We start from the raw sequence: 18824 nt of genomic DNA on the forward strand, positions 1-18824 counted from the left end.
TCTACCGACCGCCGACATGTTTCGTGTCGACGGCAATCTTCTGCAAACCGAGCTCGTGCAACAAATCCATCACGCGAATCACTTCGCCGTACGCAATATCCCGATCGGCCGCGAGATTCACCCGCTGGTTGTCGCGCGCGAGTCCCATCTCGTCGATCATCGTCCGCAGCTTCGCCTCGTCGGTTTGCGTGTCGTTTAGGAACAACGCGACGCCGCCGTCGGCCCCGCGGCTCACCGACACCGTAATCGGCGGCAACTCGCTCGCCACCTCCACGGAGCCCGACTCCGGCAAGTCGACCTTAATCGGCGCCGAAGCGACGATCGCCGGCACCGTGATCATGAACACGATCAGCAGCACCAACACGACGTCGACGAGCGGCGTCACGTTGATGTCGCTCATCACCGAGTCGTCTTCGTCCGAGAAGCCCGAACCGACCGAAGCACCCATGGTCTCTAGACCTCAGTATGATTGAACAGAGTAGAACATGCACGCCAACGGGCCGCCGGGGCCCTATATTCTACCGGTCGGCGTCGGCGGAGCAGCTGGAATTTCCGAGCCTGGGCCTTTCTTGGCGCCCTCGACCCGCACATTGGCCAGCACCATGTGAGCCAGCGAATCGACGTTCGCCATCGTATTCCGGACGCGGCGTTGCAGCAGATTGAACCCAACGACCGCCGGAATGGCGACGAACAGACCGACAGCGGTCGCCACGAGGGCCTCGAACACGCCCGCCATCACGGCGTTCGGATCGCCAGCTCCCCCGTCCGAGGCGCCCGAAAGGTCGTGGGCCGCCTTGACGATGCCGAGCACCGTACCGAGCAGCCCGACGAACGGAGCGTTACTGCCAATGGTCGCCAAGATGGACAGTCGGGCGTCGACCACCGGCCGCAACCGCGACTTCGCCGCGAGCATCGCCTCGCCGCACGCCGTCGCCCCGCGCCGCAGCGCCGGCAACCCTGCCGCAACGACCTGGCACTCGATCGCCTCGTTATCCTTCACCAGGTCCCACGCCCCGCGCACGTCGCCCTGTTGCAAACGTTGTTCAAGCTGCTCAGCCAACTCGTCGGAGTTAATCTTCCGCATATAAAAGTAGATGCAGCGATCAACGATCAGCGCGATGCTGATGAAGCTCAAGATCACCAACACCCACAGCACCCATTCGGCGCCGACAAGGGTCAACCGCAGTAGAAGATGAGTCAGCATGACGAACGATCACTCCGCATAGAAAACCGCGACAGGTTGCGCGACCAACGCTCGAACGAGCTCTCGGCCCCCCGGCCGAACGGTTTGCACCACCGAGTCGCTCAGCGAGTCGCCTCCGCGCACAAACCATGCTGGCATCATAGTCGCCCTATTTTCCAGCGGCAAACTGATTCGCTAGGCGGGGCGGAGGAGGGCGGCGCGAACCTCACAACCAGCACAGCTGGACCGGTTGCGGCGCTGGACAAACAGGCGCGCGACGGGAATTCGCCGGCCGAAATCGGATGGAGCCGCTTAGAGCGATCGCAACGATTGCCGTCCAAGCACGCAACGCCGGCGCCCCGATTAACGACACCTACATACACAACAGCTCACTAGGTAACCCGGGTATCGGGTAGCCCGGGTTGGCGTCCAGCCTACCCGGGCGGCGCAGCCGCAAGGCGCATTTGCTATGCTGATCGCCTCGTACCGTCAGGCGCCTCCCGCCGGGGAGCGCGCACACCACCCCTCGCCGAGTCTGAGCCTGTGAGCAAGCAACATGACGCGCCCGCCAAAACGCTGGCTCAAAGTTTCCCTGCGGTCGCTCTTGCTCGCGATCACAGCCGTCAGCGTCGCCCTCGCGTGGTATTCACATGGCGCGCGCCAGCGACGGGCCGCAGTCGCGGCCATCGAAGCAGCGGGCGGTAAGGTGCGAATGGCGCCCGGTTCGTCTTCCTGGGTGGATGACTGGTTTGCCTCAGACCTTCGCGGGTCGGTGGTTAGCGTCGACTTGAGAAACGCCAGCGCCGCCGATGAACTCATCGCGCACATCGCAGTTTTATCGGAGTTACACGAACTCGATCTGAGCAGCGCCGCAATTGATGACGACGACCTAAAAAAGATCGCTCATCTGCCGCTCGGCAGGCTATGGCTCCAGTCCACGCGAATCACCGACGCATCGGCGCCGACGCTCTCTCAGATGAAAAACTTGGATTTCCTGCAACTAAATGCCACTGGCCTCACCGATGCGTTTCTGCACGACCTCGCCGCGCTGCCGCATTTGCAAAAGCTAGGATTGCGAGGCGCCAAAGTCACCGATCAGGGGCTGGAGTTTCTCTCACGCCACCCGCATCTGGAAGAACTTGATCTCTACGATACCGCTGTGACCGACGCCGGCGTCGAGACGCTGATCAACTGCCAGCAGCTGAAAGACCTCGGCATCTCGATGACGAAAGTGACGAGCGACGTTTTTCAATACCTGGCGCAAATGCCCCACTTAACCGACGTCGATCTGTCAGCGAATGACGTTACCACCGAGGAGGTGCTCAACTTCGAGCGAGCGAACCCCAAATGCGACGTCGAGTGGTACGGCCCCTAACCGTACCGCACGACGCCATGATCCTATCGCTAGGGGAGCCATACGAATGAAGCTAGGCGCGAACCGCTGCACCGCATGCCGACGCTCCGCGACGATGCGCTGTCCTTGTTTAAGCTCACCCCTCCGCCGGGGGTGGCAGAAACTGACGGCTGGGAAACGGCCGCTCCATCCGCTAGGGTGGACTACATGGCTGCCAACTGCGCGATCGCCGTGCAATTGAACGCCATGCTCTCGCCTCGCAGGCGCGAGCGTGCGGAAGCTGAGGGTCCACTTTCGCTCGACCCAACGCGTCCTAATCCTAGCCCCGGGCTCCGCCCGGGGGTCGCGCGACTCACAGCAACGCTCACCGGCCCGCGGACTCACCCCCGGGCGGAGCCCGGGGCTAGAAGACGGCAAGCAGCGCTATCGTGTCGCCTGTCGCCTACGCCCGACACATATGAAGTTGCTCACAACACCTGCAGTGACAATAACTTCCGCCTCATGTCGCCAAAAACGCGAAATGCGACATCAACGCGACATGACGATCAAATCGACGTGCTCACGCCCGAGGGGGTCGGCAACGTCGCTGGCCGACTTAGCCGCCGCGATCATCTCGGCCAACACAACGCACGCAAACTGTCGTCAGCAGCGACAACCAAACTCTACGGCGTAGAACGACTTAGGATTTATGTCGCCAAAAACGCGCTAGGCGACAAAATGCGACAGAAAGCCGTTCGCTGCTTACCGCCGCCGCATTGCCACGCCGCCCAGCATCGCGAGCAAGGCCAGCGTCAAACCGCTCGCCTCCGGCACGGCCGCCGCCACAGGGGTCGACACGGTTTGGCCGAACGTCTGCTGCCAAGCCATGAAGTCGGCGCCGTCGACGTCGCCGTCGCCGTCCGCGTCGCCTTGGGCCCGCGTGGCGCCGCTCGTGATGCCGAAGTTCGACTTCCAGCCGACCAGGTCGCCCGAATCAACGAATCCGTTGCCGTCGAAATCGCCGCTCACCGTTGGCGCGACGACGCGGAGCGTGCCGCTTTGGTAAAGCTGCGACGTATCCCACGCCCGCCCCGGCAGCGACGGCAGGGTGATGCTCGAGAAGCCGCCGGTCAGCGATCCCCAGTTCAGAATGTCGAACGTCTGTCCGATCGACGGCACGAAGCCGTTGATCAACGAAACTGCGAGCGCTCCGTCCGCGGCGAGGTTGCCGGCAATGTTCAGCGCATCGTACTTGCTGCCCCGCGTTGTGCCGCCGAGTTCAATCTTCAGCGTCGCCGCCGGACCGAAGACGACGTTGCCGCCGTAGGAAATCATCGCCGGGCTGTTGCCCGGCACGATGGGACCGAAGTACTCGACAGTGCCGCCGCCGGTAAACGAGCCGCCGCCCGTTTGCGTGGCGAGGAAGACCGTGGTGGCGCCGGTCGCCGTGAGCACAGTGCCTTGATTGACGAAGTCGCCGTAGAAGCTGCTAACCGATCGGCCGACGGTCGACACCGCGCCGCCTGCGTTGTTGGTGACGTCGCCGAGGATATCGGAGTTGCCGCCGCTGAACGCCAGGAAGCCGTCGTTCGTCAGCCCCGTGCCGCCGAAGATCATCGTGCCGCGCCCCGACATGCCGCCGGTGACGGCGGAGTTCGTGACAGGATTGGTGAACTGAATCACGCCGCCCAGCAAGCTAATGTTGCCCGAGTTGGTGTTCACAGCGCCCGTGTAAAGCTGCGAGTCCGACTCCAGCAGGCGGATCGTGCCGGTCGGCTGATTGGTCAAATCAGCTGCGACAGAACCGGAGCCGACGATCTGCCCCGCGTTCGTCAGCGTCGGCGACACAATCGAGCTCCCCAGCCCGTCGAACTTCAAAGTAGCGCCGACGGCATTGGTGAACGCCGTGTCCGCTTTCACCGTGGCGCCTTCGATCGCGAGGGTGCCGGCGGCGTTGTTCACCGTGCCGGGGACGAGCAGGTTCGTCCGGCGAATGAGCGTGCCGCTGCCCGCCTTCTCCAGCGTCCCCGTGCCTTCAATCGAGCCAGTAAAATCGAAGTCGATGGTCGAGCTGTTGCTGATCGACACCGTGCCGCCGGCGTCGAGTTGCAGCTTGCCGTTGCCGGTCAGCTTCGCGACGGTTTGCTTGAAGGCGTTCGTCTTGAACACGCCCGACGCCATGATCGACAGCTTCGCGTCCGCCGCCAATGGTTCGTTGACGGCCAGCTGCGCCTGACCAGGTTGAACGCCATTTTGGTTCGTGCCGACCTGCAGGTCGCGCTGAATGATGTAGGTCACGCGGGCGCCCGAGTTGACTTCGGTCCCGTTGAGCGTGATGGGCTGGCCGTCGAGCGTGATGTTCAGATTGGTGACGATCGGCAGCGAAGGATTCAGCACAATGCTGCCCGCTCCGCCGACGCCGCCGGTTCCCGACGCACCGCCTTTGGCTTGCATCACGGTGCCCGTAAACGTCGTTTCGATCGGGACGCCGCGCGAGTTGGGGTCAGCGTTTTGGAGACCGTCGATGATGATCTTCCCGCCGCCGCCGCCGCCGCCCTGGTTGGTCGCCGTGCCGCCGTTGGCGGAAATGGTTTGCGACGCGAGCGGAATGACTTGCTTGCCGTGAATATAGATGAGGCCGCCGCTGCCGCCGCCGCCGTTGCCCGCGCCGCCGGCCGAGCCGTTGCCGCCGTTCGCAGTGATGGCGACCGTGCCGCCAAGCGAGATCGAATTGACGGCTCCAATTTCCAAACCGCCGCCGCCGCCGCCGCCCGAGCTAAACCCGCCGCCGCCGCCGCCGCTGCCGCCGATGACCAAGCTGCCGACGTTCGCCGCACCGCCGACGCCGCCGCCCGTGCCGGCGCCCGTGCCGCCGGCCCCGCCAAAGCCGCCGCCGCCGCCGCCGCCCGAAACGCCCGCGCCGCCCGCCGTCGTGCCAACGCCGACATGGCCCGTCGTCCCGCCGGCGCCGCCGCCGACGCCTGCCGTGCCGGCGACGCCCGCGTTCGCGTTGCCGCCGTTAATCGCGATCGGAATCGTCACAATGTTCTGCTGCGAGAGCAGTGCGACTGGATTCGTGCCGGTGATTGTCAGCGCCGTGGCAAGGCCGCCGAGATTGATGTTCGAAAACGTAAAGACGGCGATATCGGGGCCGCTGACCTGCGGCGTCATCACGGCGTTGTACACCGTCGTGCCGTAAGTGAACGTCGCCGAGGTCGACGTGGTGACGATCGACGCCGTGGCCGTGCCGCTGAGAATCGGGTTGAGACCCAATCCGTTGTCGAGCACCGAGTAGTTCAGCGGATTGAGCTGAGCCAGCGCCAGGGCAGGGAACGACAGTAAAACGACGAGTGAAGCGACGATCCTTCGCATGATCTCTCCGAGATAGCTCGCATTGCGCGCACGGTCTTCCAATGACCGAGCGGTTTCATACCAAGCGACCAAGAATCGGCCTAGACTGATTCGCAGCGAGAGGAGCGGCGACAAATGACGCTAGCACGACTATTCCGCGGAGAATCCGCCGCGGCGCTGCTGCTTCTTTTCAGAATTCCGCTGCTTCGACTCAATGCGGCGTTCCACCGAGCCGCGCGAAGGCCGCGTCTTGATCCGCCGCCGCGGCGGCTGGACGACCGACAGCAGCATCGCCCGCAGGCGATCGTAGCAGGCCGTCAGATTCCGCGGTTGCTCGCGGTGCTCGTCGCTGGCGATGACGATCTCGCCGTCGTTCGTCAGGCGACTGCCGAAATGCTGCAAGAACCGCTGCCGCACGGCCGCCGGCAGACTCGGCGAGTCGACGACCCGCCACCGCAGCACCGCTTTCGAGTTCACCTTATTGACGTTCTGGCCGCCCGGCCCGGCGCTGCGTGCATAGGAGATGCCGAATTCAGCGGCCGGAATTTCGATCGCGGCGTTCACAACGAGGGGGCGGGCCATCAGCGACTTCTAACTCCGCTCGCCGCCGACCGGCGCCAGCACGCGTTCAAAGAAGTTCAGCGAGTCGCGCAGCAGATCGTCGTATTCGTTCTCTTCAACGTCGCGACCGGAGAGTTCCACGTCGAAGTCGCCCGTGTAGCCGGCGTCGACAAGCCCGCGCACGATCTCGGCGATGTGGAGCCGTCCTTCGCCAAGCGGCTGGCGATACTGATCGATCGAATGCGACTCGATTCGATCGCCCAAATGGACGACGCCAATGTGCGGCACAAGCTCCGGCAAATTCGCCAGCACGGCCTGATCGTGACCGAAGTGATAGGTGTCGAACGCCAGCTTCAAGAACGGCGAGCGATAGCTCTCCACCAACGCGACGGTCGATTCGACGTCGGTGAGAAAGGTCCAGTCGGCGGCGCAGGCGGCGTGCATTGGTTCAATCGCGAGCGCCACTTCTGCGTCGGCGGCGTAGTCGAGCAATTGATCGAGTGCGCTTCGCAGCAGCCGTTCGGCTTGCCGATAGATGTGGAAGTTCCGCCCGCCGGGATAGATCACGAGACAACCGGCGCCGAGCGCGCCCGCAAGACGAATCGCATGGATCGCGTCTTGAATACTCTCATCCGGCGTCCGGCCGCAGCTCCCAGTGAAGCCGCCGGCCCACAGCAGGTTCGTCACGCGCAGGCCCGACTCGGCAATCAAGTCGACGCCCGCCTCTTCGCCGAAGTCGGCAAGCTTCTGCCGCCAGACGCCAATCCCTTCGTACCCAGCGGCGACGTAACGACGTACATCCTCCTCCAGCGTCCAACGGAACGTCGTGACTTCATTCATCGACAGCGTGGGCATAACGCGCGATCTCGCGAAGGGCTCTGCACGGGAAAAGGTTGAATCCGTTCGCGCGGCGTTGTGCGTCGCGCTCACCATCTCGATGCCGTGCCGAGTATGCGTCATCATCGCGTCGATGTAAAGCAGTTGACAAGTTCAGTAAATCAGCAGCGTCGCGAAGCTCGGTAACTCGCAATACGGCCGCGTGACGCCGCTTGATTTGAGACAAGCCGCGACCGATGGCGGCGAGTCGCCATCGGCAAGGTTCTCAACGCGCGAGCGGTGATTCGTCGCTGCGTTGCTCAGATGCCGAGCGGACGCGCGCGACCACGAAAAAAAACTCAGACAGCCGCTAGCAAATCGATCAGCGCGCCCGTTTGGCGACCAGCGCCGCAACTGCCCAGAGCCCCTAATTTCCTCGAATTCTGTTGCGAGGGTCGTCGAACCTGATATGGTTTAGGAATCGGGCGGCGAGCATCGGGAGATGCAGCCCCCCGCAGCGCTCGCTGCACGAAAAATTGGCCGTATGCGTACGGCATTTGCTCATCACTTCGATCGGCGTCGACTAACGCGCTTTTCAGGAGGCGCACTTCCGGGAGAGGAAGGTAGCTCGTCCGATGACTGTTCGTCTCCTCATCGCCGATGACCACGATGTGATCCGGGCTGGACTACGTAGCCTTCTCCATGACGTACGCGAGATCGAAATCGTCGGCGACGCCCCCGATGGCGACGAAGCGATTCGCCTCGCCCGCCGCTTCCGGCCCGACGTGGTGCTGCTCGACGTTCGCATGCCGGGGGTCGACGGCCTCGGCGTCCTGAGTCAGTTACGGGCGGAGCTACCGGGCTCGTCGATTGTGATGTTCAGCTCGTACGACAACCCAACCTACATCGCCCGCGCCGTGGCGCTCGGCGCTGCAGGCTATTTGGTGAAGAGCGCCAGCAAGGACGAAATCGTCGCGGCGATCCACCGCGCCGCTGCCGGCGATATGCTCTGGTCGCGCGAGGGCCTCCGCCGCGTCGCGGGGGCGCTCTCCACGCCGCGGGCGACGATCGACTTCGACGCCCCGCTAACTCGCCGCGAAAGCGAAGTGCTGCGGCAACTCGCGCTTGGCCTGAGCAACAAGGAAATCGCTCAAGCACTCGATATTAGCTACGAGACGGTCAAAGAGCATGTGCAACATATCTTGCGCAAGCTCGGCGTCGCCGACCGCACGCAAGCAGCCGTCTGGGCCGTACGCAAAGGGATCGCGTAGCAAGTCCGCTAGCCCCGGGCTTCGCCCGGGGGTCGGCTGCTATTCCGGTAGATTTGGTCGCGCGTGATGCAACCCCCGGGCGGAGCCCGGGGCTACAGCGCCGCTGAACCAGTCTCGCCGGTCCGCACGCGAATCACCTCCGCGAGATCAGTGACGAAAATCTTGCCATCGCCCACTTGCCCAGTCTTCGCCGCCGAGACGATCGCCGTTACCGCCTTCGGACTTAGCTCCGACGCCACGGCGATCTCGATCTTCACCTTCGGCACGAAATCGACGCGGTACTCCGTGCCGCGGTACGTCTCGGTGTGACCGCGTTGCCGGCCGAAGCCGCGAACCTCGGTCACCGTCATGCCTTGCAAGCCAAGGTTGAGCAGGGCCTGCTTCACGTCGTCCAGCTTGTGGAGACGCACAATCGCTTCAATTTTCTTCATCACGTGAGCCAATCCAATGTTGCCGATCGCGGGGAGGGCGAGCGAACCGAGCAGGCCGCCGCTTCAATTATATCCCGCCGGCTCTGCCGAGGCTTCTGGAATGGCTTTTCTGGATGATTCGACGCAAAAACCGGCCCCATGGACAAAAAAGAGGGGCCGCGTCCGTAATTTGGAATCACGAACGGGCCCCTCAGTAATAGCTGTCGCAGAAATCTGTGCCGACTCATGCAAGCCACCGGCTTTGCCGGTGGACGCACTAAAAGTACAGCAAGCGAGCACTTCGTCCACCGGCAGAGCCGGTGGCTTTCAATCAGCTGCGGCTAGATCGCCGCCGCGCCGGTTTCGCCGGTGCGGACGCGAACGACTTCCGCCAGGTTGCTGACGAAGATCTTGCCGTCGCCGACCTGGCCGGTCTTCGCGGCGGTGACGATCGCCGAAATCGCCTTGTCGAGCAGTTCGTCGCCGACGACGATTTCGATCTTCACCTTTGGCACGAAGTCGACGGTGTACTCCGTCCCGCGGTACGTTTCCGTGTGGCCGCGTTGCCGGCCGAAGCCGCGGACTTCAGTAATCGTCATCCCTTGGAAACCAATGGCGATCAAGGCTTCCTTCACCTCGTCGACCTTATGGTGACGCACGATGGCTTCAATTTTCTTCATAGTGAAATGTCCCTAACGAGAGAACATGTGGATTGGTGGAAAAGTTGCGAGCTTCGAGTCGCGAGTCACGAGCGGGGAAGGGCATGGCCGCCCTTCCGCCAACTCGAAACTCGCTCCTCGCAACTCTTAACTCTTAGGTGAAGATGTAACCTTCTTCGCCATGCTGGCTCTGATCGAGGCCGATCACTTCGCCTTGCTCGCTGACGCGGAGGCCCATCACTGCGTCGATCACCTTCAGGATGATGAACGTGGCGACGATGCTAAACACCCACGTGACGACGACGGCGACGATCTGGCCGATGAAGACGCGGCTTTCGCCTTCGATCAAGCCGAGCTTGTTGCCGTTGTCGATGTTCCACGCGGCGCGAGTCGCGAACACGCCGGTGAGGATCGCGCCCAGCGTACCGCCGATGCCGTGAACGCCGAAGGCATCCAACGAATCGTCGTAGCCGAACGCACCCTTCACCTTGCTGCAGGCGAACGCACAGACGATGCCCGCGGCAAAGCCCATTGCCAACGCGGGCATCAGGTTCACGAAGCCGGCGCCCGGGGTGATGCACACCAAGCCAGCGACCAACCCGGAAGCGGCGCCGAGCACCGTCGGCTTGCCGTGCGTCAGCCATTCGTACAACACCCAGCCCAGCAATCCGGCGGCCGCCGAGAAGTGGGTCGTTGCGAACGCACTCGTCGCCAAGTGATCGCTCGCCAGTTCGCTGCCGGCGTTGAAGCCGAACCAACCCACCCACAACATCGCGGCGCCGAGCACCGTGTAGGTCAGGTTGTGCGGACGCATATCGTCGTGGCCGAAGCCCTTACGCTTGCCAATGACCAACGCGCAAATGAGGGCCGACACGCCGGAGCTAATGTGCACCACGGTGCCGCCGGCGAAATCGAGGGCGCCGCCGCTCCACGCGACTGCACTGCCATCCTTGATCGAGTCGGTCGTTGCGAAGCCTAAGATGCCCGCATCCCACACCCAGTGGCAAAGCGGGCAGTAGACGATGGTTCCCCACAGAACCGAGAACACCACCATCGAGCTGAATTTCATCCGCTCGGCGAAGGCGCCGCAAATCAGGGCCGGGGTGATGATGAAGAACATCCCTTGGAACAACATGTGAGCCGGCAGCGGCAACCAACCGGAGACCGGATCAGGCCACATGTGCTCGACGGGGGCCCCGGCTTCTTCGTCCCAGCTGCGGGCGACTTCGTTCATCATCACGTACTGCGAGCCGCCGATGTACGGCTTCAACTTGCTTTTAGCATCAAGATCGCCGAACGCGAGCGAATAGCCGTACAGCGACCAGATGACGGTCATGAGCCCCATCAGGAACACGCACTGCATCATGACGCCGAGGACGTTCTTCTTACGGACCAGGCCGCCATAGAACATCGCGAGGCCCGGAGCGGTCATGAACAGCACCAAGGCGCTGCTCGTCAGCATCCAGGAGGTGTTTGCGGCAATGAGCGCCGGCGCCGTCGGCTCAGCGGCGGGCGCCGCGGCCTCGGACTCGACGGCGTCTTCGGTCGTCGACTGAGTTTCCTCTTCCGCAACGGTTTCAGCTGCTGGAGCTTCAGCGGCAGGCTCGGCCGCTTCTTCAACGACAGCCGCTTCCTCTTCAACTACCTCGGCCTCTTGAGCCCAAGTCGTTTGCGGCGCCGTAGCGACCAGCGAGACCAACAGCAGCAGGGACAGCGCTCCCCACCACGGTCCTCGCATCTGAGACCAGTGGTTCAAACAACCCATTGCGACACTCCCACAGAACAGAGGAAAGGATGTTCACGCCAGCGACGTCGCTGGGATGTAAACGAGCCGAACCCTCGACGGAAAGCCGTACGGCCATCCGACGCGGCGAGACCGCGCAATGTAGAACGAGGCGATTCTGGAGAGCTTTCCAACGACGCGAGCGCGCCGCTCCCCAAGTAACGCAAGGTCCCCTTCGAGAGTCCGCCTGGACGCTTTTTCGAGGTCTCTATCCGGCATTCGCTGCCGATCTATTTCGACACCCCCGTGATAGCAACGGGCGTGCCAGCGCTACGTGCGACAGCCTACCGCAGCGCGCAACTCATTACCTAGCAAGGATTAAAACGCCGTCTTTTCGGCCTCTCGAACCAGCTGCGCGGCAGGGGTTGCCCCATCCCTAGGCACGACGTGCGTAGCTTCTGCTCAAAATCACAGCGTCGCGTGCGCAATTCCAGGGAGCGGCTACCAAACCCCAAATTGCCCAATCAAAAATCTCGAAATTTCGTTGTCGAAACTGGGCCACTCGTTCCGCTACGGTGGCGCCGGGTGCGACCCGCGCTCGCAGCAATTCGACCGTGGCGTCGCGCACCCGAATGTCGTCCAAATGGGGAACTCCAATGTCAACGACCGGCCGCCCGCGCTCACTCGACGAAACCAAACGCCGCGAAGTCGTCGCGCTCATCAGCGTCGGCCTCGGATTACAAGACGCCGCCCGCTACGTCGGCTGCTCGGTGAGCACCCTCCGACGCGAAATGCAGCGAAACGCCGACTTCCGCCAAGACGTCCGCAGTGCGGAAATTCGCTCGCAAATCGACGCCCTCCGCGCGATGCGCGCCGCCTCAGCGACGCACTGGCGCGCGGCCGCATGGTTCCTCGAACGGACCAATCCCCGCCGCTTCGCCCGCCCGAGTCTGCGAGCGTTCAACTCCGATGAAATACAAACCGTGCTCGACGACGTCATCACCGCCGCGGTCGACGAGATCGACGATGTGGAAGTTCGGCAGCGCGTCGTCCGACGACTCGCGATGGCCGGCAACCTCGCCGCACGAGCGCTCGACACCGACGCCGCTCACCGCCTCGACGCCGGCACGATCGTGCCCGCGCGCAAGACGCCCGGCGAGCGCGAGATCGACGCCGTGCTCAAAGAAATCGACGACCGCTCCGAAGAGTCGCGACGCATCCTCCGCCGCGGCGCCGCCTAGCCCCCAAAAAGCCGCCGCCGGTGGCGGCGGGCATTTCGAAACACTCCCCGCACACAAAAAACGCAAAAGTCCTCCCGCCCAAAAAACACAAACAGTGATAAACGCCTAGATTTGTCGAACAGAAGCATGTTCGCCAAGCTCCGCTCCCCGACTTTTGCACCAAATTAATGGGGCCCCCCATCACCGCGCAAAACTCAAAACTCAAAAAACCTGTTAAACGACGCATCGTACGCCGCCTTTCAGCAAAAACTGCCAAATGCAAAACTCAACCGCCAAGGAAAAGGGGCTGACGCATTTCCTTGGCGCTCTTGGCGCCCTTAGCGGTTCAACAACTACGGACGACTGACAACTGACAACGGACAACCAACCACTCTATAATCGCCGCATGTCGACCTTCGAATTCCCCGACCTGCCGTCTCAGTTTCGCCAGTTACTCGGCAAGTGTCGCGATCTGTACGTTTCCAGCGGCGAACTCGCAGTCCGTGAAAATCCGCAGCAACTCGAAGGCTCGGCCGAGCAATTCGTGCAACTGATGGACGACCTCCATCGCGCCCTGCTAGTAAAAGTGTTCGTCAGCGTCTGCCAATGCGATCGACGCTGGAGCACGCAAGAAAAGTTCCTTGCGGAAGTCTTAGTCTTCCACCTGTGGGACCAGTGGCTTTCGGGCGACGCGTTGCGGGACGCACTCGTCGAAATGTCGGACAAGGCGATGGAGCTAAAGTGGTATGCGCTGGTCCGCCCGTTCGACCAGATCGCGGCGCTCCGCAACCGCGTCGGTGAATTGGAAGCGTTTGTCGTCCGTCTCGCCAATCTGGTGGCCCGCGCCGATGGTCCGATTCAAGAAGTCGAAGCGGCCCAGATTAAGTCGATTCAAGAGGAACTGAGCCGCCACCTCCGCCCGATCCCCATCGACGAACCGAGCGAACACGCCGCCGCCGACCACGCCGGCCCGCAGGCGATCGAGAAGGTCTTCGACACGCGCAGCCAACTCCCGCCGCTGAAAGCGCCGGCGCCATCGCCTGACGCCCCGAAGCTTCCCGATGCCCCCTCAGCGGGTTCTCAGGAGCGAAGCGCTGCGCCCTCCGCCGGCAAAGAAAAACTCCCCGCCGCGAAAGCAGCCGCCGCCGAAGCTCAGCCGGAGAAAACGCCCGCCGAGCGACTCGCCGCCGCCATGGCCGAGCTCGACAAACTGATTGGCCTCGCCCAGATCAAAGAGGAAGTCCGCACGCTCGCCAACTTTCTCAAAGTACAAGCGAAGCGCACCGAAGCCGGCCTGCCGACCACCGAACTCACGCTCCACATGGTCTTCAACGGCAACCCCGGCACCGGCAAGACGACCGTCGCCCGCATCGTCGGCAACATCTTCGGCGCGATGGGGATCCTCAAGAAGGGCCACCTTATCGAGACCGACCGCAGCGGCATGGTCGCCGAATACGCCGGCCAGACCGGCCCGAAGAGCCACAAGAAAATCGACGAAGCCCTCGACGGCGTCCTGTTCATCGACGAAGCCTACACGCTCATCGCCGTCGACAGCGAAGACCCGTACGGCCACGAAGCGGTGCAAACGCTGCTGAAACGAATGGAGGACAATCGCGACCGGCTCGTCGTGATCCTCGCCGGCTATCCCGACGAAATGGAGCGTCTGCTGCAGTCGAACCCCGGCCTCTCGTCGCGGTTCAGCCGGCAACTCGAATTCGTCGACTACACGCCACTCGAGCTCTCGAGCATCTTCGGCATGATGTGCGACAAGAGCCAGTACAAACTGTGCGCGGCAACGCGAGCCAAGGCAATCGTCGGGCTCACGTGGCTGCACAAGCATCGCGATCGCCACTTCGGCAACGGTCGCACGGCTCGCAATTTGTTCGAACTGGCGATCCGTCGCCAAGCGAACCGCATCGCAGAAATTGCCGAGCTGACGGTCGAGCAACTCTCGACGCTCGACGCGGCCGACGTGGAGTTCGAAGATTGCCCACCAGAAGCGCTCGCGCCGCTCGCCGACGCCAAACTGCGGTTCCACATTGAATGCCCTGCGTGCGAGCACGGCAAAGACGTGCCGCAGAAGTTCCTCGGCCAGAAAGTCCGCTGCCCAAAGTGCAAACAAGAATTCGACGCGGCGTGGGGCGAGATCGTCTACGCCGGAGAAGCAAATGACGAATGACGAATGACGAATGACGAAATCCGAATGACGAGTGAAACGTCGGAGACAGCTTGCCGCACTGCTCATTCGTCATTCGGACTTCGTCATTTAAACATTCCTCTAGAACCCCCGCCCGTTGGTGAACCCACGATTCGGGAACGGCGGCCGCCCCGTCGCTTGCCGGGATTTCTGCCGCACGGGCCCGCGCCGTTCGACGCCGCGGCCGGCACTCTGCTCCATTGCCGCGCCCGCCACCTCGGTCAGCACCTTGAGCAAGACCATCGAAACATCGCCCGCGGGGAAGTTGGGCATCTGCGGACCGCGTTGCTCTTGCCACGTTGGCGCGAATCGCTGATTGCTCTGCAGCGTTGACCACACCTGCTGAGCGTCGACGCGGCCGGCGATGTACTGCTCGACGAGATCGTCCGCATTGAGCTGCAGCGGGAATGTCGAGCGTTGCGAATCGAACTCCGCTTGGCGGAAGCGTTGCAACACCTCCTGCAAGCCGTTGAGCCGCTGGTCCCATGCGGCTCGCGCTTTGCCGAGTTCCGCGCCGCGTCCTTCGGCCGCTTCCAATCGATCGCCGATCTGGGCGACTTCCGCCACCATCGAATCGTCTTCGCGCTCGGGCGTGCTTTGCGAGTGCCGCTCCAAACGGGCTTCGGGCAGACGTTCCAAAAACGCCTTCATACGGCTGATCGCCCGCTCGTAGAACTCGTTCTGCCGCCCTTCGAGCTGCGCGAGTTGCTCCTGCAGTTCCGTCAGCAAATTTTGGGTCGCCGCCACCACGGTCACCAGGTGATCGCGGTCCGCTCCCAGCTGTTGGCCGTTGCGCATCACCTCGGTCAGCCCGATTTCATCGCTGACGCGATCTTCGATCGCTTCGACTTGCTGCATCAGTTCGTTGAAGCTGTCGCGCCGCCGCGTCACCTCTTGCTTCATCAACTCCGGCGTCGTCCGCAGGAAATCGTAACCGCGCCGCGCCGATTGGAAGCCGATCATCTTCGCGATCCAACCATCGACGCGCCGCGTGAGCCCTTGCGACTCGTACTTCCCGGTGCCGTAGCCGGCGTCGTAGAGGTACTTGAACAGCCGGCTCCCTTCGTACGAAGGGAGCTTTGTTTTCGCCTCGGCCTGAACGTCGGCGACGCGGCGTTCGTTGCGGTTGAGCTCTTGCTCGGTCTCAAGCGCCCGCTGCGAGAGCGTCGTGAACTCTGCGGTCCCGCGAAGCCGCTCGGCGAGCAGTTCTTCCAAGCGTTCGCGTTCCGCTACTTTGACGTTCAGTTCGTCGGTAACGCGATCAAGCTCCGCGTCTTCATGCTCAACTTGACGCTGCGCGCCGGCCGCTTGGTCGTGCAGTTCTTGCTGTCGCCGTTGTTTCTCAGTCAGCAGCCCGAGCAGTTCGTCGCGCACCTCGACGAACGAACCCTGAATCGTTTCCAACTTCAAATCGGGCAGGTAATGCCGCGCCAACGCCAGCAGCGTCTCGCTTCGCTGCGAGAGCAGCTCGCTCATTTCGGCGTCGAGCTCGCGGACGCCGTCGGCGTGAGTACTCAGCCGCTGGCGAATTTGCTCGACCGCCCGCTCCAGCGAGCGGCCAACCGTGCGTCCCGATCGAACGTTCATTTCCATGAGGTGATCTGCCCCCGCCGTTCGATCGGCTCGTCGTCCGCGCCGCGCAATTGGACTTCGACTTCACGAGTTCCGCGTTGCTTGCGACCGAACTCGCGCTCGTCGAGCACGCCATCCTTCTGCTTGTCGCGATACAGCCGGTCGAACACCTTCTTCGGCACCTGCTCGCCCCAGCGGCTGACCATTTCGACGCGGTCGGTCTCGCGGTTGCGAATCGGCACGCTCACTGGCTGGTTCTGCTCGTCGAGCGCGTCGACGAAGACGAAATACCCGGAAGTTCGCGTTCCCTCGTCGTCGGTCCACAGTCGCTCGGTGGCCGATTGCTCGCCGGGAGCGTTGACGATGAACAGCCCGTACTCCAGCTCGAGCAATGCCTGCAGCTCCTGCAGCTCTTTAGTCGCGGCGGCGATCTTCTTGCCGTCGCGCTGTTCGTGGGCGGCAACTGCCATCGTGGAGAGTCGCTCGGCCTCGGCGGTGGCGGCAGGATCGGTGCTGAGCTTGCTGATCGCCGAGGCCAGCCGCTGCGACTCGCTGAGCTGCGCGTCGAGGTCAGCCTGCTGCTGTTCGGTGACGTATCGCGTCCGCGCTTCGCCTGGCAAGACTCCCGTGAACACGAGCCCCCACACGAGCGCTGCGGCGCCAGCCAGCGCCACGACCGCGGCGGTGAGGTACTTGCGGAGGACCCAACAGTGAGCCAGGAACTTCGAGAAACTGGCCGGCGGATCGCGGAACTCGTGCAGCCGGTCGTAGTACTGCTCGACCGCCGCATCGATTTCGGCCGGCGTCACGGGATCGCCGTTGAGCTTCGCCGCTTCGAGCAAGCGGTCGCGGAGGGCCGCCTTGATCTCGTCGATGTTGAGCTGCTGCTCGACAAGCGTCCGCTCTTTGCGGAGCGTCGCGGCGACGTCCATGATCCGCGTCATCTCCGCAAGGCTCAACCGCTCGCCAGCGGGCAACCCGTCGGAGTCGATCGTCGACTGCGACGGCGCCTCGGCGGCTTGCGTTGCTTGCGAGTTGGACATGACGGAGGGTTCAGGCGTTGGGGTTCAGGGTTCAGCGTGGGAGAGAAGGCAGCGGAGGTTCGCTCAGAGTTCGCGGGGGCTCGAGTTCTTGTTTTTACTGAACCCTGAACCCCAACACCTGAACCCTCCCGCGCTGTCGAAAGCGAGCCAATCGTGCTAAGCTGGCTGGTCAATTTACCAAACGCCGCGGGCCGCGTCGAATCGTTGCCGCCGCCCCGCGATCGCTTCTCCAATCACAACGCGCGAGGGATTCCGATGGGCCGTCAAGCCACTCAAGAGCAGCCCGCTCCCAAGAAGTCTGCCGGCGGTTCCGCCTCGGGGAAGCAAACGCAGACCTATCTCGACAAGGCCGTCGACGTGCTGGAGAAGTTCGGCCTGAAGAGCGGCGAGGAAGTGCCGGCCGAGCTGATTCGCTTGCTCGAAGAAGTCCGCCATGTTGACGAAGCCCGGGCGCTCGCGATCGCCAACACGATCAAATACATGAGCACCTTCAATCAACTGGTGCGCGACAACGTCGAGAACATTAACGTCGGCAATCGCTATCTCGAAATCAGCCAGATGTTCGACTCGATCCGCGAGGATTCGAAGACGCTGATCGCGCAACTCGACGACGGCAAGATTGGCTTCTCCGAAAAGATGGCGAACCTCTGGATGCGGATCCAGCGCGGCTCGCCAAGCGCCCGCTTCGACAAGATCGTCGACGTCTACAAAGACGTTTGCAAAGACACCAAAGACCAGTTGGAGCGCGAAGACGCCATCATGGATGGCTATATTGATTTCCGCTTCGCGCTGAAGGAAGCCGAGATCCTCTCCCGCGAGTTGCTTGAGAAGCAAGTTCCGAGTCTGGAGAAGGCCAAGACGGCCCTCGCCGCGGCCCAAACGGCCGTCGACGAGTATAAGGGGGGCGACGCGAGTCAGCAGTCGCGCCTGGAACTGACGCGCGACGAGGCCCGCAACAACTTCCAGACCGAGGACCGCACTTATCAGTTGCTGAAGGACATCGCCGAGAATCTGTCGATCGGCTACGACGTTGGCGAGACGCTCGTCACCAAGCTCAAGCAGACGCACGACGTGAAGGATCAAGTCTATCGCCGGGCGGTGACGTTCTTCACCACGAACGAGCACGTCTTCACGATCCTTGGTACGGTCTACACGTCGCAACAAGGGCTGCATGAAGCAACCCAAGCGACCGAGGCGATGAAGACCGGCGTCAACAAAAGCCTCGAAGACGTCGCCGACCTGGGCCGTGAGTTGGAGAAGGCAGCGCTCAAAGCCGGCTACGGCTCGACGATTAGCCCGGCTTCGCTCGAAAAGTTGGTGACGGCGATCAGCGACTACCAGGTCGAATCGCTCCGCATGATCGCTGAACTGCGGCAAGAGAGCGAAGCAAACGCCCGCGAGATTCGCCGCGTCGTCGAGAATGGCAAGAAGGTCTATCAGGAGACGCTCGGCAAGTTCGCGCGCGGCGACGCCGGAACGAAGTAA

Annotated in this window: 15 protein-coding genes; 5 read left to right on the top strand and 10 right to left on the bottom strand. The window is 62.8% G+C overall.

The features are described from left to right. Position 1 precedes the first annotated feature (1 nt). Together PLANPX_RS15580 and PLANPX_RS15585 are read right to left on the bottom strand one after the other, a co-directional pair. On the bottom strand, positions 2 to 448 hold the full coding sequence (locus tag PLANPX_RS15580) for an ExbD/TolR family protein (protein ID WP_152099621.1): 447 nt from the start codon (positions 446 to 448) through the stop codon (positions 2 to 4). Positions 449 to 511: 63 nt separating this feature from the next. After that, positions 512 to 1204 carry a MotA/TolQ/ExbB proton channel family protein gene (locus PLANPX_RS15585; protein ID WP_152099622.1) on the bottom strand — a complete coding sequence of 231 codons (693 nt, stop codon included), beginning with the start codon at positions 1202 to 1204 and terminating at the stop codon, positions 512 to 514. A gap of 535 nt (positions 1205 to 1739) precedes the next feature. Here PLANPX_RS15585 and PLANPX_RS15590 point away from each other — a divergent pair. Continuing rightward, complete coding sequence (locus PLANPX_RS15590) at positions 1740 to 2558, top strand: leucine-rich repeat domain-containing protein (protein WP_152099623.1); 819 nt, start codon at positions 1740 to 1742, stop codon at positions 2556 to 2558. A 720-nt stretch (positions 2559 to 3278) separates the two neighbouring features. Here the strand turns inward: PLANPX_RS15590 and PLANPX_RS28250 are convergent. The 3 genes from PLANPX_RS28250 to PLANPX_RS15610 form a co-directional block, all read right to left on the bottom strand. Next, positions 3279 to 5888, bottom strand: coding sequence for a hypothetical protein (locus PLANPX_RS28250; protein WP_172992099.1), 2610 nt, complete (start codon positions 5886 to 5888; stop codon positions 3279 to 3281). A 129-nt stretch (positions 5889 to 6017) separates the two neighbouring features. Continuing rightward, positions 6018 to 6449 carry an alternative ribosome rescue aminoacyl-tRNA hydrolase ArfB gene (gene arfB / locus PLANPX_RS15605; RefSeq protein ID WP_152099626.1) on the bottom strand — a complete coding sequence of 144 codons (432 nt, stop codon included), beginning with the start codon at positions 6447 to 6449 and terminating at the stop codon, positions 6018 to 6020. A gap of 9 nt (positions 6450 to 6458) precedes the next feature. Further along, positions 6459 to 7283, bottom strand: a complete 825-nt coding sequence (locus tag PLANPX_RS15610; protein ID WP_152099627.1) for a sugar phosphate isomerase/epimerase family protein — start codon at positions 7281 to 7283, stop codon at positions 6459 to 6461. 596 nt (positions 7284 to 7879) lie between these two features. On the opposite strand from PLANPX_RS15610, the gene PLANPX_RS15615 reads away from it, so the two are divergent. Then, the gene (locus PLANPX_RS15615; protein ID WP_152099628.1) at positions 7880 to 8515 is read left to right on the top strand and encodes a response regulator; all 636 of its coding nucleotides are present in this window, start codon (positions 7880 to 7882) and stop codon (positions 8513 to 8515) included. 92 nt (positions 8516 to 8607) lie between these two features. On the opposite strand, the gene PLANPX_RS15620 is transcribed toward PLANPX_RS15615, so the two are convergent. The 3 genes from PLANPX_RS15620 to PLANPX_RS15630 form a co-directional block, all read right to left on the bottom strand. Next, entirely contained in the window at positions 8608 to 8946 is a 339-nt protein-coding gene (locus PLANPX_RS15620; protein ID WP_152101896.1) for a P-II family nitrogen regulator, read from the bottom strand. A 320-nt stretch (positions 8947 to 9266) separates the two neighbouring features. Further along, positions 9267 to 9605: a P-II family nitrogen regulator gene (locus PLANPX_RS15625; protein WP_152099629.1), complete on the bottom strand. Its 339-nt coding sequence runs from the start codon at positions 9603 to 9605 to the stop codon at positions 9267 to 9269. 133 nt (positions 9606 to 9738) lie between these two features. Beyond that, positions 9739 to 11349: an ammonium transporter gene (locus tag PLANPX_RS15630; RefSeq protein ID WP_232536132.1), complete on the bottom strand. Its 1611-nt coding sequence runs from the start codon at positions 11347 to 11349 to the stop codon at positions 9739 to 9741. A 614-nt stretch (positions 11350 to 11963) separates the two neighbouring features. Between PLANPX_RS15630 and PLANPX_RS15635 the strand changes: the two genes are divergently transcribed. Both PLANPX_RS15635 and PLANPX_RS15640 read left to right on the top strand, forming a co-directional pair. Next, a complete protein-coding gene (locus tag PLANPX_RS15635; RefSeq protein ID WP_152099630.1) occupies positions 11964 to 12548 on the top strand; it encodes a helix-turn-helix domain-containing protein in 585 nt (194 codons plus the stop codon). A gap of 385 nt (positions 12549 to 12933) precedes the next feature. Further along, positions 12934 to 14706, top strand: a complete 1773-nt coding sequence (locus tag PLANPX_RS15640) for an AAA family ATPase (protein ID WP_152099631.1) — start codon at positions 12934 to 12936, stop codon at positions 14704 to 14706. A 99-nt stretch (positions 14707 to 14805) separates the two neighbouring features. Here the strand turns inward: PLANPX_RS15640 and PLANPX_RS15645 are convergent, their stop codons facing one another. Together PLANPX_RS15645 and PLANPX_RS15650 are read right to left on the bottom strand one after the other, a co-directional pair. Then, a complete protein-coding gene (locus tag PLANPX_RS15645) occupies positions 14806 to 16311 on the bottom strand; it encodes a hypothetical protein (protein ID WP_172992100.1) in 1506 nt (501 codons plus the stop codon). Then, on the bottom strand, positions 16308 to 17339 hold the full coding sequence (locus PLANPX_RS15650; RefSeq protein ID WP_152099633.1) for a DUF6384 family protein: 1032 nt from the start codon (positions 17337 to 17339) through the stop codon (positions 16308 to 16310). Before PLANPX_RS15650 ends, PLANPX_RS15645 begins: the two co-directional genes overlap by 4 nt. Before the next feature lie 255 nt (positions 17340 to 17594). Here PLANPX_RS15650 and PLANPX_RS15655 point away from each other — a divergent pair, with 255 nt between their 5' ends. Continuing rightward, positions 17595 to 18824, top strand: a complete 1230-nt coding sequence (locus PLANPX_RS15655; protein ID WP_152099634.1) for a cell surface protein — start codon at positions 17595 to 17597, stop codon at positions 18822 to 18824.

The sequence above is a fragment of the Lacipirellula parvula genome (genome assembly GCF_009177095.1).
In the GTDB taxonomy this organism is placed as follows: Bacteria; Planctomycetota; Planctomycetia; order Pirellulales; family Lacipirellulaceae; genus Lacipirellula; species Lacipirellula parvula.